The organism is Alteribacter natronophilus (assembly GCF_006007885.1).
GTDB lineage: Bacteria > Bacillota > Bacilli > Bacillales > Salisediminibacteriaceae > Alteribacter > Alteribacter natronophilus.
The window spans coordinates 333128-356665 of sequence record NZ_VCRO01000002.1 but is presented as its reverse complement, the minus strand read 5'-3'; the positions used below and the strand labels follow the sequence as shown (position 1 = coordinate 356665).

Here is a 23538-nt window from a genome sequence, read left to right as displayed (position 1 = left end):
CGTTACTTCACCTCTCTTCGTTCGAGAATCCGAAGCTGAATTACTGAAATGGCGACAATGATAATAAAGTAAAGCACGGCGTTGGCTGACTGATAGGCGAACTGGCCGCCTTCAAACCCGCCACGGTAAATTAAGAGGGAAATCGACTCCGTCGCACGTCCCGGTCCACCGCCGGTCAGGGCAATGATCTGGTCAAAGGCCATCAGGAAGTTCTTCATCGCCACGACCATATTGATCGTAAAAAATGGCGCAATCAGCGGAAACGTCAGACGCCAGAATTTCGCCCAGCTGTTCGCTCCATCAATGTCTGCAGCTTCATAAACCTGATCATCCACCGTGGACAACCCCGCCAGGTAAAGGAGCGTGTTAAAGGCTGTAGACTGCCATACAGCGACAGTCACAATCCCGAGCCACGCAAGGTTCTGGTCGCCCAGAATGTTCCGGGAGAGAAAATCGATGCCGAATGCCTGACCGAACTGAGGAAGCATGTGGGCAAACATAAACTGAAAAATATAACTCACGATAAGTACACTTAAGATAAACGGAAGAAAGTATGTTGCTCTGAGCGTCTTCCGGAATTTGATTTTTGAATTCAGCCCAATGGCCACGAGAAGGCTGAAAATATTCACGAGGATGGTGGATACAATGGCAAACTGAAATGTAAACACATAGGCACTCATGGCCCGTCCATCCTGAAATACATTGATATAGTTAAAGAATCCGACAAAATTCCAGTCCCCATAGCCCCGGAAATTGGTGAAGCTGTAGAAAATCCCCTGTAGGGCCGGGTACGTATGGAAGATAAAGAACAATAGAAATGCCGGCAAAACCATCAGTAAAAACACGTGGTCCTTTTTCACCTGCACTACCTCCTTAAAGTAAAGAGGGAATCTGAATCCCTGTCAGATTCCCCAAAGGAAACTATCTATTTCGATTAAAATCCCACTCGGAGTCAATTTCTTCGAGTGATTCCTGCTTGTTCTGGTTAATAAGGAAATCCTGGACCAGGTTTTCCACTCCCATGCCTGCAGGATAATAGTGATCCGGGAAGCTTGTGAGGCGGTCATCCTCAAAGTACTCACGGATACCGTCAAACACTTCATCTTCCTGATACACACCTTCCACCGCGGAGAAGGCACTCTGTTCATCGATGTACTGCTCGGCTACTTCCTGTTCAATCATAAATTCAAGGAAAGTCAGTGCTTCTTCTGAATGTTCAGTCGTCTCACTTACCGTAAGGACGACATCCACACCGGAGACAAGTTCATTTTCTTCTGCATCGTCGTTTGATGGAAGGGTAAATGTGCCAAGTTCGATGTCAGGGTTGGATTCCAGAATTTCAGGAATAGCCCAGTTTCCCTGGATATAAAAGACGCTTCCCCCGTTGGCAAAGGCGGTGTTTCCATCGCCATACCCAACACCAAAGTTATCGGAATGTCCGTACTCAAGGAGTTCGAGCATTTTGTCCGCTACTTCATCGTACTCTTCCACAAACGTTGCTTCTCCAGCGTTTTTACGCTCTGCAAAGTCCTCGTCGACGATATTACCTGCTACTGCATTCCAGATTGCCATGCCTGTCCAGGCTTCCTGAAGAGTGAAGTAGATCGGTGTCTCTCCGGCATCTTCAGCCGTCTCCAGCGCGTTAATGAAGTCTCCCCAGTCCTGAGGGATCTCAATGCCGAGTTCCTCCACTTTTTCCTTGTTGTAAATAACGTGATTGGCGTTGGTTGCATAAGGAAGCCCATACGGTGCATCATGCTCAGGTCCTGCCAGCTGACTGAGCATGTCCACATAGGAATCCTGTACTTCGTCTGTCAGACCAGATTCGGACAGATCATAAAATACTCCCTCTCTGGCCAGCTCACCATACGTGGCATTCCCGCCGATGGACATTATATCAGGCATATCCCCGCGGGTAAGCCGTGTTCGCAGTACTGTTTCAGCCTCTGGAGGTGCTTCCAGATTTACGCTGATTTCAGGGTGTTCACTCTCAAACTGTTCAATAAGCCGTTCGTACGTACCGATGCTTTCCGATTTGTTTGAAAACAACTCAATTGTCGCACCATCGTCTCCCGTTCCTGTTCCGCCGCCGCATCCGGCCAGCAGCACACTTAGTCCAACCGCTCCTGTAAACACTCCTGCCTGTTTTTTTACCATGTAAAGTCCTCTCCTTTAATATCACATATATTGTTAAACGTTTACGTAAAAAGCGTACTATCCTCTTTGCTTTGAAAATTACCAAAATACCATCAAAACCTGGTTGTAAAGGCATCCATATCAACAACTTATGCTTCCAGTAACAACTCATTTTACGTAAACGTTTACTTCCTGTGCATAAGAAACCTTCCTACTTGAGCCGCTTAACCGACTCCCGCTCGACAATACGGTGGGGATAGGCTGAACTCTGAACATTTGCGTTCAGATTAATCATATCCAGCATCATTCTGGCAGCCCTCTCACTCATCTCCTGAACCGGCTGGGCAATTGTTGTCAGTGCAGGGATACACATCTCAGATACAGCAATATTGTCGAAGCCGACGACAGAGACCTGTTCCGGTACTGAAATACCCATTCTGTGAGCCTTTGAAATCATCCCCAAAGCCATCTCATCACTGGCTGCGAAAACAGCGGTCAAATCAGAGTGACGTTTGAAAAGCCTTTCAAATCCTGATGCACCATCCTCATAACTGAAGCCTCTTCCGTACTCAATCAGACTCTCCTCAACCTCAACCCCGTTAGTTTCAAGGGCCATCTTAAACCCTTCAACCCTCGGCATACCGGCAATCATGTCCTTTTTGTTTCCACTCAGCATTCCGATCTTTCTGTGCCCCATACCGATCAGATATTCGACGGCATCATAGGAAGCCAGCCGGTCATCCACCTTTACGCTCGGCACCTGAAAGTTAATGGATTCAGTGGAAAGAAGGACGAGAGGAATATTGAATCTGCTGATAAACTCGTAATAGTCTTTCAGCAGCACTTCACTTGTAAAGATGATCCCGTCCACCTGTTTTTCCTTAAGCAGATGGAGATACTGCATCGTTTTCTGCCCGTTGGATTCGGTGTGACAGACAATCACACTCGTCCCGGCTTCGTGCGCGACGTTTTCAATTCCCGTGACCATATCGGATACAAGCATACTGGAGATTCGCGGTACCAGCACACCAATGGTATTGGTCCGCTTACTGATCAACCCCCTGGCGACGGCATTAGGATGGTAGCCAAGCTCTTCAATTGTTTTCATTACCTTTTTCCGTGTCTCTTCTGTAAATCCTTCTTTGTTGTTCAGAATTCTGGACACAGTTGCAATGGATACATTTGCTTTCTTCGCCACATCTTTAATGGTTGCCACAGGCCAAACCCCTTTATCTTATATCAGTGCGCACGTAAACGTTTACATGACGAGAGTACCACAAGAGCATTACAAAACTCAAGTGATTTTCAATTAAATATCTCTCCGGCATAAAATATCTTAGGACAACTGCACCAGGGAAGATCTTCTTGGCCGTCACGCCCTCTTGTGAGACATGGGCCCCCACGTTTCGTCAGACATTCACAAACTCAGCAGTTTAAATAAACGTTTGTTTAAAGTACATCCCCTTCCCATGTTTCGTCACCTACCCCATTCTATCAGCCGGGAGACACAAAAAAAGACGGCTCCTGCACTTCAAACATGAAGTACAGGAACAGTCCCAATCCCTCTCTATTAATCTAAACTCCCGAATAAGCCATAAACCCTCCATCAACCGGTACGGTGATGCCGGTTACGAATCGGGAACTGCTGTCATCGCACAGCCACAGCATGGTGCCGAGCAGATCTTCAGGATTGCCGAACCTGCGCATCGGCGTATTTGAAATGATTTTGCCTGCGCGATCGGTAAGGGAGCCGTCCTCGTTAGTCAGGAGCTGGCGGTTCTGGTCTGTCAGGAAGAAACCGGGTGCGATTGCGTTAACCCTCACTCCTGCTCCAGCCATATGAACAGCCAGCCACTGGGTAAAGTTATCGATCGCTGCTTTTGCAGAGCTGTAGGCGGGCACCTTCGTCATAGGTGAACGTGCACTCATGGACGAAATATTGATCACAACCGACGTTTCCTTTTCCGTCATGCGCTCGAGAAATACCTGCGTTGGTGTGACCGTTCCGAGAATGTTCAGGTTAAATACGTGCTGAAAGCCTGTTTCCGTCATGTCAAAAAAGCTGGCTGTATGCTCATCATCTATATCTTCAGCGGAAAACGTTTCATTCGTTGTTGCCCCTTCAGGGTGGTTACCGCCTGCGCCGTTGATTAATATATCACAGACGCCAAAGGTTTCAGTAACCTGTTTCTCCGCCATTTTCAGACTCTCCCTGTCCAGAACATCGCAGGCGATGGCCATTGCCTGGCCGCCTGCCTCTCTGATCTCATTTTCCACCTGTTTGCCTTTTTCCTCAGTCCGGTTCAGCACAGCTACTTTCGCTCCCTGGCGGGCAAGCTCCTTCGCCATGGCGGAACAGAGCACTCCGCTTCCGCCAGTAATGACTGCAACTTTTCCATTCAGTCCCTCATAACCTGGCAGCATATTATTTCTCCTCCTGACGTTCGAGAGCATCCCAGATGCCCCAGAGATACATGATTCCAAGAGCACGGTCGTAGAGGCCATAGCCGGGGCGGCACTTTTCGTTCCAGATATGCCGTCCATGATCGGGCCTTGCATAGCCGGTAAACCCGCTATCGTAATAAGCTTTGACTACTTCATAGATATCGATTGATCCGTCCTCGGTCCGGTGGGACGTTTCAATGAAATCACCGTTTTCAAAGATTTTCACATTTCTGATGTGAGCGAAATGAATGCGGTCTGAAAACGAGCGGATGATGTCCGGAATGTTATTATCCGGGTTTGCCCCGAGGGATCCACTGCAGAGAGTCAGACCGTTATAAGGACTGTCGTTAAGGCCCAGCATGCGCTTTACGTTTTCCTTCGAGGTGATCAGCCGGGGCAGGCCGAACACAGACCATGGTGGATCGTCGGGATGAATCGCCATCTTAATGTCCAGTTCTTCTGCCAGCGGAATGATCTCGTCCAGAAAATACGCCAGGTTTGACCAGAGGTCTTCCTCGGTAACATTTTTATAGGCTTCAAACAGTTCTGTGAGGTGGGCGAGCCGTTCTGGTTCCCAGCCGGGCATGGTCACGTCCGGGTTACCTGCAACTGTTTTCGCAAGCTCAAATGGATCTACATCCTCGATCCGCGACCCCTCGTAAAAAAGAGCAGTTGAACCGTCTTCCATCTCCCGGGCCAAATCGGTTCGCAGCCAGTCAAATACGGGCATAAAGTTGTAGCAGATCACTTTCACCCCTGCTGCAGCCAGGTGCTTCATTGTTTTTTTATAGTTTTCAATGTACTGTTCCCTGCCCGGGAGGCCAAGCTTAATATCTTCATGGACATTCACACTCTCGACAACGTCGATATGCAGTCCTGCTGCCTCTGCCTGCTGCTTCACTTCTTCGATTCGTTCAGGCGGCCACACCTCTCCTGCAGGAATATCATGCAGTGCCCAGACGATGCCCTTCGTGCCGGGGATCTGACGAATGTCCTGCAGCGAAACGTGGTCGTTGCCTTCTCCAAACCAGCGGAAAACCATATTCATGCTCTGCTGCCCCCTTTATTTCCGATCGAGTTTACTAACAAAATCCTCTGCGGCTTGGCGGACGCCCTCCTGGCCGTGAGATTTATACGCCTTATTCCACTCACTTCCGACGCCTACTGCTGCAGCCCCTGCATCAAGCCAGTCCTGCATGTTTTCAAGGTTCACACCGCCAGTCGGCATGATTTCCACTGTCGGGAGCGGCCCTTTAACCGCTTTGATCATGCCTGGTGCAAAGTGATTCCCCGGAAAGAGCTTGATCAGGTCTGCACCGTATTCCGACGCTTCCTTCATTTCTTTTACGGTCATGCAGCCCGGAATATAGGGAACGTGGTATCTGTTGCATATCATGGCTGTTTCTTTATCAAAGCACGGAGACACGACGTAATCTGCCCCTGCAAGCATCGCCAGACGTGCAGTTTCAGGATCGAGGACGCTGCCTGCTCCTGTAAGACATTCAGGATGCTCTTTTTTCAGTGAACGAATGATGTCATCTGCTCCCGGAGTTGTAAATGTAACCTCTATGGATTTTACTCCACCTTCTATACACCCGACCGCGATCGCTTCTGCCTCTTCAGGGGTATCTCCCCTTACCACGGCGGTGATTTTTTCGTCTGCAAGCTTCTGCAGCGTGCGTAATCCTTTAAACATCTCCATCACCTCTTAGTTATCTTTATTAAAGGCTCTTTTATTGTCTGTGGTTGATTTCCGCTCACTGCGCTCCCTTTCCGCGGGCACCGCTTCAGCCTCCTCGGGAAAACCGCCCTGCGGGGTCTTCAGCCGGCGCTGTTCCCGCAGGAGTGTCGCGCGTTCGCTTCATTCAACTATAGAAATATCAACATCAAGTTTTACTAGCCTTTTTAAATTGATCAGAAAACAGCAATGGAGCAGGGCAATGCCTGCATCCACTCACTGTATTGCGCTAACTGGATCATGCTAAAACACAATCACGGCTTTCCGGACATCGTTTGGATTTTTCTCAACAAAGTCAAAAGCTTCCTGAACCTCGTCCACTTTGAATGTGTGGGTTAAAAGACCTGCACCTGAAATGGTGCCATCATTCAGCCCGTTCACGACTTCGGAAAACTGGTTCGTCTGAAGACGGGAGCCGCTGATTGTGAGTTCTTTTTTTGTAATCGGAAGCTGGGAAATGGAAGACGGCTCCTCATCAAAACCGAGAACGACCACGCGGCCGGCAATGGATGCGGTTTCCACCGCCAGTTCAAACGTCTTCGGCAGACAGACAGCATCGATGCACACATTCGCTCCTTCACCTGCAGTGTGCTCCAGCACCCGGTCTGTCACGTTTTCTTTGTCTGCCTGAATCGTCACGTCTGCTCCTGATTCTCGGGCGAAAGCCAGACGCTCCTCACTCAGATCGGAAATAATGCACGCTGCTCCGATACGCTTTACGATCTTTAAACAGCAGATTCCGATCGGGCCTGCCCCCTGTATAAAGACGGTATCTCCTTCTTTTACCTGGCCGCGGAATGCTGCCTGCGCCCCGATCGTAAACGGCTCTGCCAGAACAGCTTCCTCAAATGGCACCTTCGTGTCCACCCGGTGAAGGTTATCCTGCTTTACCACGAGGTAATCCTGCATGCCACCGTCTCTGTGAACCCCGAATACTTCAAGCTCTCCACAGACGTTCGGTCTTCCGGATCGGCATGCGTAACATGTTCCGCACGGGACAATCGGTTCCAGCACGACTTTATCGCCTGGCATGAAACGGTCAGCACTTTCCCCGGTATCCTCCACCACACCGGTAATCTCATGCCCGATGATCCGGGGATAGCTGGCCAGTGGATTGGTTCCGTGATAAATGTGCATATCAGAGCCGCAGATACCGGCCATTTTTACTTTTACAAGAACGTCATCCGGCTCTTTTACAGATGGTTTTTCTCTTTCCACCACTTCCAGGGAGCCGGCTTGTTTCACTCTAACTGCTTTCATCTCTTTCACTCCAATCATCCGAACATGTCAGGCAGGAACAGTGTCAGCTGAGGTATAAACGCCACGAGAAGCAATACGACCAGACTTACAAACAGGAACGGCAGCAGTGCTTTGGACGTTTCCCATATCGACACTTTTCCTATACTTGAGGCAACGAACAGGCAGACCCCTACCGGTGGTGTGGAAAGTCCGATGATCAATGCCAGTACCATGAGCACACCAAAGTGAACCGGGTCCATCCCCACGCTTGTCGCAACCGGCAAAAGAACCGGGAACAGAATGACGAGCGCTGCAATTGTTTCCATAAACATACCTACAAACAGAAGCAGGAGGAGAACCAGCAGAATAACAAGAACCCGTGTATCGGTAATACCGAGAATCGTATCAGCTACCAGAACCGGAATCTGTTCTGCTACAAGGATCCAGCCGAACAGGTTGGCAAATCCTACAAGAATCATAATGGAAGCGGTACTTACCATTGAATTCAGAATGATTTTCGGCAGCTGGCTCACTTTAAGGTCCCTGTAAATAAACAGTCCGACCAGAAGTGCATAAAGAACAGCCACAACGGAAGCTTCAGTAGGTGTAAAGAAGCCGCCAAGAATTCCGTAAAGGATGATTACGGTCATCAGCAGGGCCCAGAAGGCACCAAAGAAGGATTTAGTCACTTCGCTGACAGGCTTTCTCGCCTGTTTCGGATAGTTTCGCTTTACAGAAATCAGATACGCCATCCCCATCAGCCCGATTCCGAGGAGTAAACCCGGAAGAGCGCCGGCCAGGAACAGGTCGCCGATGGAAACACTGGCGAGCGTCCCTACAATAATGAGCGGAAGAGACGGCGGGATAATCGGCCCGATTGTAGACGACGAGGAGGTAACAGCAGCAGAGAAGCTGGCATCGTAACCCCGCTTTTTCATCGCCGGAATCATAACAGAACCGATACTTGCCGTATCAGCAAGGGCTGTACCTGAAATCCCGGCAAACCCCATCGATGAGCCGATATTTGCCAGTCCAAGTCCGCCGCGGATGTGTCCCAGCAGGTCATTGGTAAATTTGATAATACGGTCTGTAATACCACCTGCATTCATTAGATTACCTGCAAGGATAAATCCGGGAATACAAAGAAGCACAAATGAGTTGATTCCGGAAAACATCCGCTGCGGTACAATTGTCAGTGGAATGTCCATGATGATCAGATAAAGAATAGAGGAAAGACCGAGTGCGAACGCGATCGGGATTCCAAAGAACATAAGTGCAAGAAAAGACAGGAAAAGAAACAATGCCATCATAGCTGCTCCTCACCTCCGTTCCCTTTATTTTTAATATAGGCAATCATATTCATTACCGCATATGCCCCTATAAAGATCATGGATATACTGATGCTTGCATGAATCCATGACATCTGCACCGGCATCGTAGCTGATGATTGCCCCTGACCGGTCTGGATAAACGACCAGCCGTGATAAGCAATGAAAAAGGCAGTTGCCGCCACAATAACTGATACGAATGCGTAATAGTAATGACGGATCCGTTCAGGAAAAGCACTGAAAATGAAGTCAATGCTGATAAACTCCTGACGTTTCATGGCCACAGGTGCCCCAAAAGCCACTGCATAAACAAACAGGTAGCGCGACAGCTCTTCTGTCCATACTGCAGATATAGGTAAAAATCTTGTTGTAATTTGAAGGGAAACGGTCAGTATAATGCCGATAAAACATAAAATCGTCAGTATTTCCAGGGTGCGGTCTACTAATTTCAGCGCCTTCATGCCCCTGCTGCCTCCTTTAGGAAGGAGGCATATCAACCTTTGGTTGATACGCCTCAGCCAAATTATTCAGTGTCGAGAATACGCTCGTACAGTTCAAACTGCTCGTCAGTAAGAGAGTTTTCAATTGCCGGCTCCATTGCTTCGCGGAACGCGTCCTGATCAACGTCCTGGTTAAACGTCATGCCCTCTTCTTCCAGCAGCTCATGGTAGTTTTCAATTTCCTCTACATAGAGATCCGCCGCATATTCCTGGGCTTCCTCAGATGCTTCCCAGACTGCTGCCTGAAGATCATCGGAGAGTTCTTCCAGCTGGTCATTACCTACAACCATGTAAATCCAGGAGAATACGTGTTCAGTCATATTTACATATTCCTGAACCTCGTAGAGCGCACCGCTGTGAATGAGGTCGACCGGGTTTTCCTGTCCACCGATAACGCCCTGCTGAAGACCGGTAAACACTTCATCAAAGTCCATTACTTGCGGGTTGGCTCCTGCAGCTTCCCACGCACTCATAAAGAGAGGCACGTTCGGTACACGCATTCTCAGGCCGCTCAGGTCGTCAGGTGAACTGATCGGATCGTTGGACGTAAGGTTACGAGGTGCACGCTCCATGTAGAAGAGAGGTGTCACTCCTGCTTTAGAAATGATTTCCTCTTCAATCTCCTCACCGATCTCACCTTCCACTACATTGATCATGTGCTCTGCGTCTCTGAAAGCATAAGGTGCTGCAAGGAGCGCTGATTTCGGTGACCAGTTCTGCAGGGTTTCCCCTGTAATAACCATGTCGGCATTACCGGCCTGAATACTGTTCAGCACATCCGTTTCACCGCCAAGCTGGTTGTTCGGGTAAATGGAAATTTCGATCTGACCGTCCGATTTTTCATTGACGAGATCTGCAAAATGTTCGGCTGTCTCGTGCCAGATGTGATCTTCCGCAGCCAGGTGTCCCATTCTCCAGGAGATCGTTTCGCCGTTCCCGTCTTCTCCGTTCCCACCGTTGCCGCCTGTGTCTGCATCTTCGTCTCCGCATGCCGCCAGTGCCACTGTCAGCGCTGTTCCTGCTACTAACCATTTGAATTTCTTCATTATTAGTTCCTCCTCGATTTTAATTGGTTTAAGTTTTGCGCACTTTAACCGCTTACATCAGTCAGCCAGGTATTCATAAACCGATTTAGTAACCGGTACACCATCACGCAGAGCTGCTTCCTCTTTAAGCTGTTCAGGCTCACCGGGAACGAGCACCCGGTCGAAACCTTCCGCCGGTTCCATGCCGTGAATCTCGTCAATCATCTGATCCATGTTAGTTAAGAACTCTTCTTTGTCTGTGAACATTCCAGGATCGATCACAATGAGGAAATGACCGAGCTTCCGCTTTTTACTGTAGTCTCCGTACATTTTCGTAATGCCCGGACCAAAAGCCGAACCTGTGAGAATTCCACTCATAACATCGACCATCATGCCCATGCCATAGCCTTTCGGGCCGGCAAACGGCATAAGAGCACTCACCTGGTGAGGATCCGTAGTAGGACGGCCTTCTTTATCCACTCCCCAGTTATCGGGAATCTCAGTACCGGCTTCGCGGGCGTGCAGCACTTTTCCAAAGGCCACATTACTTGTTGCCATATCGAGAATGACCGGCTTATTCTTCCCGGTCGGGAAACCGTAGGCAATCGGGTTCGTACCGAAGTACGGGTCTTTTGCTCCGAAAGGAACCACAATATTGTCAGTGTGGGTCATGGCCATCCCGACCAGGTTCTCTTCTGCTGCCTGTTCCACAAAGTAGCTGAGTGCGCCGCAGTGACTGCTGTTTACAACAGAGACCATGGCGATCCCGTTTGTTTTCGCCATTTCGATTGCTTTTTTCATCGCTTCCTTTGTAATGGCATGTCCCATACCATCGTCTCCATCAAAGACCGCTGAACATGGGCCGGTTTCCTCAACCGAATAATTTGCTTCCGGGTTGATCCCGCCTTCTGTCAGACGTTTTACATAGTGTTCCGTCCGGAGTACACCGTGTGAGCTCACTCCCCGCTGGTCTGCATGCACAAGGACGTCAGCAACTGCTTCTGCATGGGACTGTCTGAGATTGGCTTCTGTGAGGCGATTGACTACAAGCTGCTTTAGTTCTTCCGGTGATGTTCGAATGTCTGTCATTTTGTGTTCCTCCTATTTATTCCAGGTTCGCGTGGCGCGACTTAAGTTCATCGTTTGTTTTTTCTGCATCTCCACTGTTCAGACTGTGAATGATGACCGCATCGAGCAGAAGGTGGAGACTCTGATCGAACTGATTGCCGAGAGGCTGAATTGTATCAGGCTCTGTTTCACGGCGGTACTTGGTTGCTGCCGGAATCACAAGGCTGTGATCACTCTGTTTTCCGAGCGGAGAATCAGCGTCTGTTGTAACCGCAAAGACTTTCGCTCCTGCTTTTCCGGCTTTTTCAGCCATATCGACTATTCCTTTTGTTGTTCCTGATCCGGAAATGGCAACGAGCAGATCATCTTTCTGAATACTTGGTGTGATCGTTTCACCGACTGCATACACGCGGTATCCGCCGTGCATCAGCCGCATGGCAAATGCCTTGCCCATCAGGCCGGATCTTCCTTCACCGAGGACAAAAACTGCCGGAGCCTCCCTGAGACAGGTGCTTAATGTCTCAGCTTCGGAAGCGTTCACAGAGGCCAGCACCTCCTGTACTTCGTTTCCAACTGTCTGTATCGTCTGCTTCATCTGCCCATCAGCTCCTTTATTCGGGCTGCTGCTTTTTCAGGATCACCTGCGCCGGTGATGGCGCTTCCAACTATGACAATGTCAGGTTTCTGTGCCGCAATGTCAGGAAGCGTGTCCTCATTAATTCCTCCTGCAACGGCAACCCTTCCTTCAATTCCTTTCACCAGTTCAAACTGCGAAGCCGAGGCATGATCCCCTGCAGCCTGCATGTCCTTGCCGTTATGAAGGCCGAACAGATCTGCTCCCAGTGCGGAAAGTTCCTTCACTCTTTCTGCTGAATCAACATTTAACAGGTCGATCATCACGCTGGTGCCGTAGGACCGGGCCACATCAATCATGTCACAGATGGTGCCGTCCGCGGAAAACGCCATTACGGTGGTAACATCGGCTCCTGCCTCAAACGCCTGAATTGCTTCATGTCTGCCTGCGTCACACGTTTTCATATCTGCAACGATCGTATGATCAGGGTACCCATTGCGGATTTCTGTAATGATTTCTGTTCCGTACTCTTTAATGACGCCGGTTCCGACTTCGATCCAGTCGATGTAAGGGGCTGTCTGCCTAAGAACAGCCAGGCAATCCTCTCTGGACAGCCTGTCCAGGGCAAGCTGCAGTTTCATAAGCGCTACCTCTCAATCTTCTGTTTGTTTGATAAAAGCGCTTCCACATCTTCCAAATAAGGAAGCCCTTCGTTGTCACCGGACACACTGACTACCATGGAACCTACCGTGTTTGCCATACGGAGCGATTCTTCGAGACTCTTTCCATTAAGATACGAGTAAATGTAGCCTGCATTAAATCCGTCACCTGCACCGACGGTATCAACGACGTTTTTGGCCTTTACCGGGTCAGCGTTAACAACCTGTCCATTCCGGTAGCCCGTACTGCCGTGCTCTCCCCGTTTCATCACGATATCGGGAATGTTAAAGCCTTTGAAAAAGTCCAGGTAATCATCAAGGGACTGTTTTCCCAGCAGATGTTCGGCTTCTTCTTCTCCCGCCAGAAGGATGTCTACATCCGGCAGCAGAGAATAGAGTGCTTCCCTTGCTTCCTCAATGGACCAGAGCTTTAACCTGAGGTTTGGATCAAGTGATACTTTAACGCCGTGCTTTTTTGCCAGTTTTACCGCGTGGCGGAGGATCCCGGGGTTCTTCGGATCAATCGCAGCAAACACTCCGGTAATATGGAGAATCCGGGCATTTCTGATGTAGTCTTCATCTATACTTTCCTCGGTTAGTTGGGTCGTCGGCGAATTGTAACGGTAGTAAAACGTACTTCCGGACCCGCCCTCGAGGATTTCCTTAAAATTAAGTGACGTGGGATAGCCTTCCACAAGCTCAACCTGGGAAGTGTCAATTCCCTCCCCGCGGACGAAGTTGTAAAGATAGCGTCCAAATTCATCTTTTCCAAGTCTGCTGATCCATCCCGCATTCAGTCCCAGCCGGGAACAGCCGATGGCAAAATTCAGTTCGGCACCGCCCACTTTTCTCTCGAATGTATGGTTATAGCGTAAGGGGCCTTTCGCGACAGGATTAAACGTAATCATGGCATCCCCGATGGTAATAATATCTTTTTTCATGTACAGCCCCTCCTTTAATGTTGTTTGGTATTCCTTTTCTGAACCCGGCTGAAGATCAGCTCGACTCCCTCGGGTGGAGGGAAGGTTCGTAGCGGAGCACATGCTTTTCAGCTACACGCTCAGGCTTTTCCGTAAGCTCCAGCAGCATGGCAGCTGCCTCTTTCCCCATAAGAAATGCCGGCTGTTCCACTGTTGTAATTGAAGGAGTGAACAGGCTGGCAAAAGATACTTCATCAATGCCTACGACCGCCAGTTCCTCAGGAACCCGGATGTTCTCATCTTTGACTGCTGAAAGAATCTCCATCAGCGCCATATCGTTAGCGGCAAGAATCGCATCCGGCGGCTCCGGCAGTGACAGCATGTTCTTAACTTCTTCTTTCATAGATGGGATTTCCAGGCTCTTAATATATTCTTCCTTCGGCTCAAGGCCGTGCTTTTCAAGAGCTTTCCGGTACCCGCTGATCCGCTCGATCCTCGGGGTGATCTTTCGCTCGAGACTCGTAGTCATAATGGCAATCCGCCTGTATCCCTGATCGGCGAGGTGATCGACTGCCAGTTCACTGGCGGCTTCGTTATCGAGCAGCACACACCGGACAGGAAGCTGATCGATCAGTCTGTCCACAAACACGAGCGGAAACTTTTCTTCGATCATCCGATCGTATAGATCAAGGTTTTCGCCTGTCGGGAAGACGATGAGCCCGTCCACCTGTTTGGCGCGAAGCATTTCGATGTACTTCCGTTCTTTTTCAGGGTCGTCATCCGCGTTGCAGACAATCACGTGAAAATCCTGCTCATGGCAGTAGTCTTCGATTGCCCGGATCACCTGTGTTGAAAAAGAATGAAGAATATTGGCCACGATCACCCCTATAGTCGAGGTTTTTTTCTGTTTCAGGCTTCTGGCTACGTAATTGGGCTGGTAACCAAGTACACGGATCGCTTCTTCGATTCGCTTCTTTGTTTCCGCTCCCATGTAGTCATACCGTTTATTTAAATACTGGGAAACGGTGCTCTTTGATACTTTTGCATGCTCTGCAACATCCCGCATCGTAACCTTTTTCATAGTTTCTCCTTCGTCGTGCTCTTTTTTCTTTGCATTAACTAAATCGATTTAGTAAACCGGTTTAGTTGTAGTGTAAATGAAAGCGGATACAGAAATCAAGGGGAAATTTAAAAAAAATGATGATGAGAAAATGTTCCATCTCCGCCTCCGAAACGAACACCATATCAACCCCTCACTTCAGTCCAATTTTGCACAAAGGGCTGTACATCTTTCGGACTTCTCTTTCCCACGGTTTGTTTTTATGATGAAAGTAAGTCATCCAGCAAAACCTATCAGTCAGCTGACATTATTCAACCCAGGTGGTGGATGCGATGATCTTGGATCAGAAGAGTGCGCAATTATTAAATATTCTTGCCTTAAAGAACGAGCCGGTTTCCGCTGTGGAACTGAGCGAGCATCTAAACGTTTCCAGGCGGACGGTGTACTACAACTTAAATAAAGTCGATGACTGGCTGGAGCATAATGACCTCGGGAAAGTCCAGAGAGTCAAAGCCGTAGGCATCTTTCTCACAGAAGACACAAAAAAGCAGTTGCCTCAGCATGTCACATTGGACCAGCCGCACGATTATTTCTATGCCCCGGAAGAGCGCAGGGCGATGACAGTGTTTCTGCTGCTCACAAAAAGCAGGAAAATCCAGCTGAAAGACATTATCGAAACGTCAGGCGCGAGCAGAAATTCCTGTTTGAACGATGTAAAGCTCATCCGGGAACAGGTGTTCGAATTTGAGCTGGATTTAACGTTCTCCCGCTCACAGGGCTACACGATTGAAGGAAATGAATTTGACATCAGGAGACTGTTTATTCACACCGCGCACGAAAACCTGGACGGCGAGGTGGTGAAGGGGATGATGAGACTGTGGGAGGAAGCAGATCCGCAGATCCCGCAGAACATGAACCTCGTTCAGGGCCTCATGGAGAACGTATTTCCGGCCCCTGCACTCAAAGGGACAGCAGGCAGCTTCAGCCCTTTAACCTGGTATCTGACCTACTGCCTCCAGCGAAGCCTGCGCCGCTGTTTTGTGGAGTGTTTCGCCAGTGAGGCGGATTCACTGCGGAAGAGCCCGATGTACGAAAATACCAGGCGCCTGAGCCGGTCAATCGCCAAAGCCTTAAATGTAACCGTCCCTGCCCAGGAAACAGATTTCATCACGATTCTGCTCCTGAGCCAGCGCGTGAACACAGACAAAAACGATATCTCCGTCAAAGGGCTGGAACGTGTTGTTTACAGGATGGTCGTGGACTTCCAGCGGTATGCGTGTATGGAGTTCCGGAACTACAAAGAGGTTCAGAACAACCTGCTCATTCACATCGAACCTGCGTACTACCGGCTCAAGTACAGGCTTCCTGCCGGGAACCCGCTAACCGAGTCGGTAAAGGAAAAGTACAGCGATATCTACCAGCTGACCAGAAAGGTGATGCCTCACCTGGAACGTTTTACCGGCGTTCCGGTTAACGATGATGAAACGGCCTACATCGCCATGCACTTCGGCGGCTGGATGAGAAAGGAAGGTCACAAAGCCGCTTCGAGAAAACAGGCCCTGATTGTCTGTTCCAGCGGGATCGGTACGTCCCAGATTTTACGGGCACAGCTTGAGACGCTGTTTTCCACACTGGATTTTGAAGTGGTTACATCGGTTGAGGAAGCGACGATCACACCTGACCTGATTTTCACGACGGTGCCGTTAAAAAGCAGGCATTTACCGACCTTTCATGTAAACGCTGTCCTGACCGAGGCGGAAAAAGAACGCATTCTGGTGAATGTTAATCGACTCCTGAACTATAAGGAAGTTAATCCCGCACATTCCAAAGTAAAAGAAATCCTGGGAGCAGTGGAAAAGCACGCAGAGATTCATAACCAGGCGCAGTTACTGACGGAAATCGAGGAGATCCTTTCAGACAAGCCACTTCATATAAAGGAGCCGTATAAACCCATGCTAAATGAAATTATTCAATCCAACGCGATTCAACTCACAGAAAAAGCGGAGAGCTGGCGGGAAGGCATCCGGATTGCCGCCAAGCCGTTAATCGATAACCATTCCATCACAGAGGAGTACGTATCTGCGATGATTGCCAATATTGAAGAAAACGGACCGTACGTGATTCTCGCGCCCCAAGTGGCGATTCCCCACGCAAGACCCGAGGACGGTGTGGAGAAGCTCGGGATGAGCGTATTAAAGCTCGATCAGCCCGTCCGGTTCTCAGAAGAAGACCGGCATCAGGTATCGCTGATCTTCATACTTGCAGCGATTGATAACGAATCCCACCTTAAAGCACTGTCCCAGCTTTCTGCAATGCTGTCAGAAGAAGAAAACATCAGGATACTGCGGGCAGCAGCAGATCACGATGACATTCAGGAATTACTGAATCAGTACTCTGAGTAAACCAACTAAAATTTAGGAGGAATTTAAAATGAAACTATTAGTCGTATGCGGAAACGGTCTTGGAAGCAGCTTTATCGTAGAAATGAACGTAAAGAAGGCGTTAAATGAACTGGGAATCAATGCGGATGTGTCCCATACTGACCTTGCATCAGCAAAAACCGAACCCGCTGATTACTATATCGGTTCCCGGGATATCATCACGAACCTCGATGACGGAAATAAAAAAATCATACCACTTACGAACCTGCTCGATCAGCAGGAGCTGAAGGACGCGCTTCAAACACATCTACAGGAGGGATAAATTATGGCAGACCTCATTATGAATGACATTTTGGGTACGCCCGCCATCCTTGTCGGCCTCTTTGCCCTGCTCGGTCTCCTGCTGCAGAAGAAAAATGCAGCGGATACCGTATCGGGCACACTGAAGACGATTATGGGCTTCGTTATCCTCGGTGTCGGAGCCGGCGTGCTCATCACATCTCTTGATTACTTTTCGCAAATGTTTGAAACCGCCTTCAATATCCGCGGGGTGATCCCGAACAATGAAGCGGTTGTTGCTGTGGCCCAGGAGGCCTTCGGTACGGAAACCGCCATGATTATGCTGTTCGGTATGGTGGCCAACATCGTTATTGCCAGACTCACGCCCTTTAAATATATCTTTTTAACCGGGCATCACACGATGTTTATGGCCTGTCTGATTGCCGTCATCCTCAGCTCCGGCGGTATGGCCGGAATTCCGCTCGTTGTTACCGGGTCACTGATTCTCGGAGCGGCCATGGTCTTTTTCCCGGCGATCCTCCAGCCGTACATGCGGCAAATTACCGGAAACGATGACATCGCTCTCGGTCACTTCGGCTCACTCGGTTATTTCGTATCAGGTACGATCGGTAAACGCTTTGGAAACAAAGAGAAAACAACAGAGGACATTAAGGTTCCCCAGTCGCTCGGATTCCTGCGCGACACGTCCGTTGCCGTCTCCCTTACGATGGCACTCCTGTTTATCGTCGTCGCCCTCTTTGCAGGCGCAGCCTATATTGAAACCGAGCTCAGTGAAGGCATGAACTTTATCATCTTCTCCCTCATGCAGGGGATTACCTTCGCTGCAGGGGTGTACGTCGTTCTTGCCGGTGTACGGATGCTTCTGGCGGAAATCGTTCCGGCCTTTAAGGGAATTGCCGACAAAATCGTTCCGAATGCCAAACCGGCACTGGACGCACCAATTGTATTCCCTTTCGCACCAAACGCCGTGATTATCGGATTTATGTTCAGCTTTCTTGCCGGCCTCGGCAGCATGTTCCTTCTGCCGATCTTCGGTCTTGCACTGATTGTACCGGGGCTCGTTCCCCACTTCTTCACCGGTGCAGCCGCCGGCGTATTCGGAAACGCCCTGGGCGGAAGAAAAGGCGCGATCCTCGGTGCCGTTGCAAACGGCATCCTGATCAGCTTCCTCCCTGCCCTGCTCATGCCGATCCTCAGTTCCCTCGGCTTTGACAGCACCACGTTCGGAGACTCGGACTTCGGCGCAGTCGGGATTCTGCTTGGATGGCTTGTGAGTCTGTTTAACTAAACAGAATAATGTTTGGATGTAATGCAGAACTCCGCAATGGCTGCGGGGTTCTGCTTTTTTGTTTCAGGAGTTCCCCGGCTCGAACGTTCTTTATTTAGAATCCCACGTTTATCCCTCCCTCTCAAGTGAAATGAACACAGTAATATGTATTTTGATATGAGGTGAAATTGTGGGGCAGGCACAGCCGGCACAGAATAAGAATCAAAAGAGGAATGTTTTCATAGAAAAGCTTAAAGTCATCGGGCCGGGCGCGATTATTGCGGCGTCTTTTGTAGGTCCGGGTACGATTACGACTGCTACTGAAGCCGGGGCATCGTTCGGTTACGCCCTGCTGTGGGCGCTCGTCTTTTCCGTTATTACTACCATCGTCCTGCAGATGATGGTCGCCCGGCTCGGGATCATCTCCCGAAAAGGACTCGGGGCTGCCATAAGGGACCAGTTTTCCCATCCGGCCATCAAGTACAGTATCGTCGTTTTCGTGATTTTATCCATATTTACCGGCTCGGCGGCGTATATGAGCGGGGATTTAAACGGCACATCGCTTGGCCTGTCCACCTTAACCGGCTGGAATATCAACGCGATCGGTCCGTTCGTTGGCCTCGTGGTGCTTCTAATCGGCCTCAGCGGCAGCTACAAGTTAATCGAGAAAATGATGATCGGACTCGTGATCATCATGAGTGCCGTGTTTATTACGACCATGGTCATTGCCCAGCCGGATCTTGGAGGCATTGCTTCAGGGATGTTCGCTCCCTCGATTCCTGTTGGCTCCATCATTACAATTGCTGCGCTGATCGGTACCACTGTCGTACCTTACAATCTGTTTATCCATTCCACCTCGGTACAGGAGAGGTGGAATCATCCGTCTCAATTAAAAGATTCCAAGTGGGATATCGTGGTCTCGATCGGGCTGGGCGGACTGATCTCCGCCTCGATCCTGATTACCTCGGGGACGTTAATGCGTGGTGTGGAAGTGGAAACCGTGGCAGACCTGGCCCTTCAGCTCGAACCGCTTCTAGGCGGCTGGGCGGAGTCGTTTCTTGCCATCGGCATCTTTTCAGCAGGCTTTTCCTCCATGACGGCAGCTGCACTGGGGGCTTCAATTACCATTGCCAGTATTCTGAAATGGAAAGACGGCCTAAAAGACTGGCGTTTTAAAGCCGTGTTTACTACTGTCATTGTAATCGGTATCCTTAGTTTCACATTCAACGTGGAACCACTCGCTGTCATCCTGTTTGCCCAGGCACTGAACGGCATTCTCCTGCCGGGGATCGCTGTTCTCATCCTGATCATCATGAACAACAAGCAGCTTCTCGGCAAATACACCAACTCGCTGAAAGTCAACATTATCGGCGGGATTGTGGTGATCGTCTGTATCGGGATTGGGGCGTACAGCCTGTTTACGGCGATTAGTGATCTGGTGGGTTAAGCTCATCCCCACTGGAGACAACACATCTTTGCAAAACAAAAACACCCCCACGCTGTGAGGATGTTTAATTAACCTGCCTGCTTCCTTTTTGTACTAAACGAACAACCTGCAATTGACACTTTAATATTCAGCAGGACCCCGGGTGCTTATATCTCCCTCACGGATTCCCGTTCAATAATTTTGTGAGGCAGATAGGTCCGGACTTCGCTCAGTTCTTTTTTCTGAAGGAGAGCTTCAAGCTTTTCCATGGATTTATAGCCAATATCGTACATGGGCTGGCCAACGGTTGTCAGTTTCGGGATGCTCATTCTGGCGATTCTTGTGTTATCGAACCCGAGAACGGAGATGTCTCCCGGAACTGAGAGGCCCTGGTCGGACAGGAAGGAAATAACCCCGAGAGCCATTTCATCACTTACGGCAAAAACGGCCGTAATGTTTTTATTCTTTCTGTACAGGCGGCTCATGGCGTCATAGCCGGTGTCGTACTGGAAGTTTCCGAACTCGGTTAAGTCATCAACATCCGCGACACCGAGACGTTCTTTCATCGCCTGCTTATAGCCTGTATACCTCGGGTAGCCTGCAATGGGATCTGTTGTCGGGCCGCTGATCATGGCCACATGTTTATGGCCTTTATCGATCAGGTAGGATGTGCCGTCATATCCGGCTTTCTCGTCATCCACTTTTACGGAAGGATAGGCGTATTCCAGCGACTGGGTGGATGATAGGACAACAGGAATATTCAGCTCATCGAATTCCCGAAAGATTTCCTCTGTCAGCGGATCGCTCGTATATACCAGGCCGTCAACCTGCTTTTCACGGAGCAGTTTCAGGTACTTAATCATCCGCTCTTTGTTGCGGTCTGTATTGCAGAGAATCAGATTGCTTCCATGATTAATGGAAGCATCCTCCATCCCTCTGATCACCTCCGCAACATACGCGTTGGCTACATCCGGAAGGAGGACCCCCACAGACTGTGTGCGCTTATAAATAAGACCTCTGGCCAGCGCATTGGGATGATATTTTAACTGTTTAATAGCTTTTTCGACTTTGATTCGCTTTTCTTCTGTCACACTGGCCGGAGAGTTCAGCACACGGGAAACCGTGCTCATGGAGACTCCGGACATTTTCGCCACATCTTTTATTGTCGGACTCATGGTATCCCCTGCTTCTTCTTTAATTTGCAAACAGCTTGCTTCCTATCCCTCAGCCGGTGCCACTGATTTCTGTTCGATCTTATTGAATATGTGATAGCTGATACTCATTACAATCAGAGCAAACAGACTCATTCCGAAAAACAGCAGCAGAACCGGAACAAAAAGCATGAAGTAATACATCATTACAAGGGTCCCCACCATGAGAACAATATGAAGAGGGCGGAACAACCCGATGACAACAGCATGTTTAATATATCTCCAGAAGGATAATTCATAATGGGCAAACGTTGGGAACAGCATGATAAAACCGAGCAGGAGTACCATACCAATGACCGCGAGAACGGCCATGGTCACAAAAGCCAGGGTGTGATTGAAACCTGACAGAAAATAAAGATCTGCAGCAATAATGCCGGCTGCGGCCGCAAAAAGATAGAAAAGGCCGTTGGATTTAAGGAAGTCTTTGCGGTAATAATGCCAGTACGTTTTCGTGACCGGCACTTTTCCCTTCTCCATCAGCAGCTGGCGGACAACAGAAAACAGGGCCGATGTAGCCGGTGCAATCCCCAGAATAACGAGTCCTCCCAAACTGAAAAGGAGCCAGAGTATATTCAGGTATGCCAGGTTCATAAACCATTCAAAAAATTTATTAAATCCGCCTAACAGGCCCTGTTGTTCCATTGTTTTTCACCTCGTAACGTTATTATCTCACCTGAAGCTCAGGCCAGTCCAGCTCCACTCCCGCTTTTTCAAGCGTTTCCTGGAAAGCTTTCAGTTCCGTCTCACTGTTTCTGACTTCAGAGGGTGTGAGCCCTTTTTCAATACAGTAGGCAGCCAGAGCACCTGCAGCTTCACCGATATTCCATTCTACTGGATGCAGTCTGTAACAGCCGGTCGTAATGTGAGTTACCCCGATATTCTTGGCTGCGGCTACCAGGTTTTTGACCCGTTTCGGGATCAGGCTTCCCAGTGGAATCTGGAATGGAAGACTGGACACATCCAGGTAGTTTCTGTCCCCGGTACTCGGGTGAAGATCGATTCGGTAGCTCCCCACTCCGACGGAATCATAGAAGTATTCCCCTTTTACTTCAGGCTGATGGTCAGGACTCACGTGCTGCTCCACAACCGTGAATTCCGCCTCGATCCGGCGTGATTCGCGAATGTACGGTACAGCCATACCGTCCTCTGTCCCGACAATGTCTTTTCTCAGGCGCAGTCCCGGGTACCCGTAGCCACCATCAGGACGCGGAGCTTCGGTCTGCATCCAGTACAGGAAAGAAAGGGAAAGCTGTTTCGCCTGTTTCAGGTGCTTCTGTCTCTCTTCCTCTGGAATCTCGAAGACCGGTCCAAGCCAGTAGTCGATCTGCGGCCAGTTGACCAGGGTGATATCACTTTCATAGAATCCTTCTTCGAAATTATCTTTATCGATGATTCTTCTGAACAGCCAGAGGGAATCGATTAGGGTTCTTCCTTCCTGCTTGAACAGATCCCTTGACCACGGCTTGAGGTTCTCGGGAAACGGGTGGGTCCAGCTCAGAAGCTTGTCCGGCCAGAAATCCGGCTCATACTCTTTCCAGAATTCATAGTCCTCCGGTTTTTCGATCGTATGGTCTTCCCCTTCCTTGTAATCAAGAGCAAAACAGACACTGACAGCCTGCATATCGAGCGGGTCCGCTTCTTCCAGCGCACTCGGCTCCCCGGTCTGTTCAATCGATTCGGCCCCGGTAACGTATTCAACACCGGCAGCCGGAAGTACATCCCCGCATTCCGTTGCATCGAGAAAATAGGGAGCTTCCAGAATTACATCGCTGCCTGTTTCCAGGTTCCGCACCGTCACCGTTTTAATAAGATCCCCCTCCGTCTCAGCACCTGTAATTCTGTGCTTATGGAGAATCTCCACTTTACCTGAGGATTCGTATGGGGCCAGCATGTCATGAAGTACAGCAAGAGCAACTTTCGGTTCATGACAGAGACGGCTCACCCAGCCGTTCCCGGGATTTAAATTCTGCTTCCGCCGCGCTTCCGGCGTAAGCGGATAATGCTGTTTATAGTACTCTCTCACCCGGTTTCTGAAATCCCGGTAAGTAGCCGTGCATCCGAACTGTTCGATCCAGGGATGCTCATCCGGTGGAACAGCCTGACTTGTAAGCTGCCCGCCAATCCACTTCTCCTCTTCGGTCATTACGACTTTCTTTCCGCTTCTGGCAGCGGACAGCGCAGCTGCTGCGCCGCCCACGCCTCCACCAATAATCATAACATCAGATTTTAATCTCGTTACAGCAGTCATTTAGAAACCTCTC

Annotated in this window: 22 protein-coding genes; 4 read left to right on the top strand and 18 right to left on the bottom strand. The window is 49.5% G+C overall.

Annotated features, from left to right (window positions below):
* Positions 1 to 2: 2 nt before the first annotated feature.
* The 15 genes from FGB90_RS08810 to FGB90_RS08740 all read right to left on the bottom strand — a co-directional run bounded on the left by FGB90_RS08810 (position 3) and on the right by FGB90_RS08740 (position 14713).
* The gene (locus FGB90_RS08810) at positions 3 to 833 is read right to left on the bottom strand and encodes a carbohydrate ABC transporter permease (protein WP_171051775.1); all 831 of its coding nucleotides are present in this window, start codon (positions 831 to 833) and stop codon (positions 3 to 5) included.
* 88 nt (positions 834 to 921) lie between these two features.
* The gene (locus FGB90_RS08805; protein WP_138810453.1) at positions 922 to 2157 is read right to left on the bottom strand and encodes an ABC transporter substrate-binding protein; all 1236 of its coding nucleotides are present in this window, start codon (positions 2155 to 2157) and stop codon (positions 922 to 924) included.
* Between the two features lie 190 nt (positions 2158 to 2347).
* Positions 2348 to 3352, bottom strand: a complete 1005-nt coding sequence (locus FGB90_RS08800) for a LacI family DNA-binding transcriptional regulator (protein WP_138810452.1) — start codon at positions 3350 to 3352, stop codon at positions 2348 to 2350.
* A gap of 359 nt (positions 3353 to 3711) precedes the next feature.
* The gene (locus FGB90_RS08795) at positions 3712 to 4560 is read right to left on the bottom strand and encodes an SDR family oxidoreductase (RefSeq protein ID WP_138810451.1); all 849 of its coding nucleotides are present in this window, start codon (positions 4558 to 4560) and stop codon (positions 3712 to 3714) included.
* Between the two features lies 1 nt (position 4561).
* On the bottom strand, positions 4562 to 5629 hold the full coding sequence (uxuA, locus tag FGB90_RS08790) for a mannonate dehydratase (RefSeq protein ID WP_138810450.1): 1068 nt from the start codon (positions 5627 to 5629) through the stop codon (positions 4562 to 4564).
* 15 nt (positions 5630 to 5644) lie between these two features.
* Positions 5645 to 6277 (bottom strand): bifunctional 2-keto-4-hydroxyglutarate aldolase/2-keto-3-deoxy-6-phosphogluconate aldolase, encoded by a 633-nt coding sequence (locus FGB90_RS08785; protein ID WP_138810449.1) that lies wholly within the window; start codon positions 6275 to 6277, stop codon positions 5645 to 5647.
* A 285-nt stretch (positions 6278 to 6562) separates the two neighbouring features.
* Positions 6563 to 7579 (bottom strand): zinc-binding alcohol dehydrogenase family protein, encoded by a 1017-nt coding sequence (locus FGB90_RS08780; protein WP_138810448.1) that lies wholly within the window; start codon positions 7577 to 7579, stop codon positions 6563 to 6565.
* Between the two features lie 14 nt (positions 7580 to 7593).
* The gene (locus tag FGB90_RS08775; RefSeq protein WP_138810447.1) at positions 7594 to 8868 is read right to left on the bottom strand and encodes a TRAP transporter large permease; all 1275 of its coding nucleotides are present in this window, start codon (positions 8866 to 8868) and stop codon (positions 7594 to 7596) included.
* Entirely contained in the window at positions 8865 to 9347 is a 483-nt protein-coding gene (locus tag FGB90_RS08770; protein WP_138810446.1) for a TRAP transporter small permease, read from the bottom strand. The genes FGB90_RS08775 and FGB90_RS08770 overlap by 4 nt, the downstream gene beginning before the upstream one ends.
* A 62-nt stretch (positions 9348 to 9409) precedes the next feature.
* On the bottom strand, positions 9410 to 10432 hold the full coding sequence (locus FGB90_RS08765) for a TRAP transporter substrate-binding protein (RefSeq protein ID WP_138810445.1): 1023 nt from the start codon (positions 10430 to 10432) through the stop codon (positions 9410 to 9412).
* Between the two features lie 57 nt (positions 10433 to 10489).
* Positions 10490 to 11500, bottom strand: coding sequence for an ureidoglycolate dehydrogenase (gene allD, locus FGB90_RS08760; protein WP_138810444.1), 1011 nt, complete (start codon positions 11498 to 11500; stop codon positions 10490 to 10492).
* 16 nt (positions 11501 to 11516) lie between these two features.
* A complete protein-coding gene (gene hxlB, locus FGB90_RS08755) occupies positions 11517 to 12074 on the bottom strand; it encodes a 6-phospho-3-hexuloisomerase (RefSeq protein WP_138810443.1) in 558 nt (185 codons plus the stop codon).
* Positions 12071 to 12694 (bottom strand): 3-hexulose-6-phosphate synthase, encoded by a 624-nt coding sequence (hxlA, locus tag FGB90_RS08750; protein WP_138810442.1) that lies wholly within the window; start codon positions 12692 to 12694, stop codon positions 12071 to 12073. The genes hxlB and hxlA overlap by 4 nt, the downstream gene beginning before the upstream one ends.
* Before the next feature lie 5 nt (positions 12695 to 12699).
* Positions 12700 to 13653, bottom strand: a complete 954-nt coding sequence (locus FGB90_RS08745; RefSeq protein ID WP_138810441.1) for a sugar kinase — start codon at positions 13651 to 13653, stop codon at positions 12700 to 12702.
* 55 nt (positions 13654 to 13708) lie between these two features.
* Positions 13709 to 14713, bottom strand: coding sequence for a LacI family DNA-binding transcriptional regulator (locus FGB90_RS08740; protein WP_138810440.1), 1005 nt, complete (start codon positions 14711 to 14713; stop codon positions 13709 to 13711).
* Between the two features lie 311 nt (positions 14714 to 15024).
* On the opposite strand from FGB90_RS08740, the gene FGB90_RS08735 reads away from it, so the two are divergent.
* From FGB90_RS08735 to FGB90_RS08720, 4 genes are all read left to right on the top strand, one after another.
* A complete protein-coding gene (locus FGB90_RS08735; RefSeq protein WP_138810439.1) occupies positions 15025 to 17094 on the top strand; it encodes a BglG family transcription antiterminator in 2070 nt (689 codons plus the stop codon).
* A gap of 28 nt (positions 17095 to 17122) precedes the next feature.
* Positions 17123 to 17395 carry a PTS sugar transporter subunit IIB gene (locus tag FGB90_RS08730; protein WP_138810438.1) on the top strand — a complete coding sequence of 91 codons (273 nt, stop codon included), beginning with the start codon at positions 17123 to 17125 and terminating at the stop codon, positions 17393 to 17395.
* A 3-nt stretch (positions 17396 to 17398) separates the two neighbouring features.
* Positions 17399 to 18661 carry a PTS ascorbate transporter subunit IIC gene (gene ulaA / locus FGB90_RS08725; protein ID WP_138810437.1) on the top strand — a complete coding sequence of 421 codons (1263 nt, stop codon included), beginning with the start codon at positions 17399 to 17401 and terminating at the stop codon, positions 18659 to 18661.
* A gap of 169 nt (positions 18662 to 18830) precedes the next feature.
* A complete protein-coding gene (locus tag FGB90_RS08720; RefSeq protein WP_138810436.1) occupies positions 18831 to 20087 on the top strand; it encodes an Nramp family divalent metal transporter in 1257 nt (418 codons plus the stop codon).
* Between the two features lie 146 nt (positions 20088 to 20233).
* On the opposite strand, the gene FGB90_RS08715 is transcribed toward FGB90_RS08720, so the two are convergent.
* Genes FGB90_RS08715 through FGB90_RS08705 form a run of 3 tightly spaced genes read right to left on the bottom strand, consistent with a single transcriptional unit; the run spans position 20234 to position 23525 of the window.
* Entirely contained in the window at positions 20234 to 21271 is a 1038-nt protein-coding gene (locus FGB90_RS08715) for a LacI family DNA-binding transcriptional regulator (RefSeq protein ID WP_246056112.1), read from the bottom strand.
* Positions 21272 to 21283: 12 nt separating this feature from the next.
* On the bottom strand, positions 21284 to 21919 hold the full coding sequence (locus FGB90_RS08710) for a YesL family protein (protein ID WP_138810435.1): 636 nt from the start codon (positions 21917 to 21919) through the stop codon (positions 21284 to 21286).
* A 22-nt stretch (positions 21920 to 21941) separates the two neighbouring features.
* Positions 21942 to 23525, bottom strand: a complete 1584-nt coding sequence (locus tag FGB90_RS08705) for an FAD-dependent oxidoreductase (protein WP_138810434.1) — start codon at positions 23523 to 23525, stop codon at positions 21942 to 21944.
* Between the last annotated feature and the right edge of the window lie 13 nt (positions 23526 to 23538).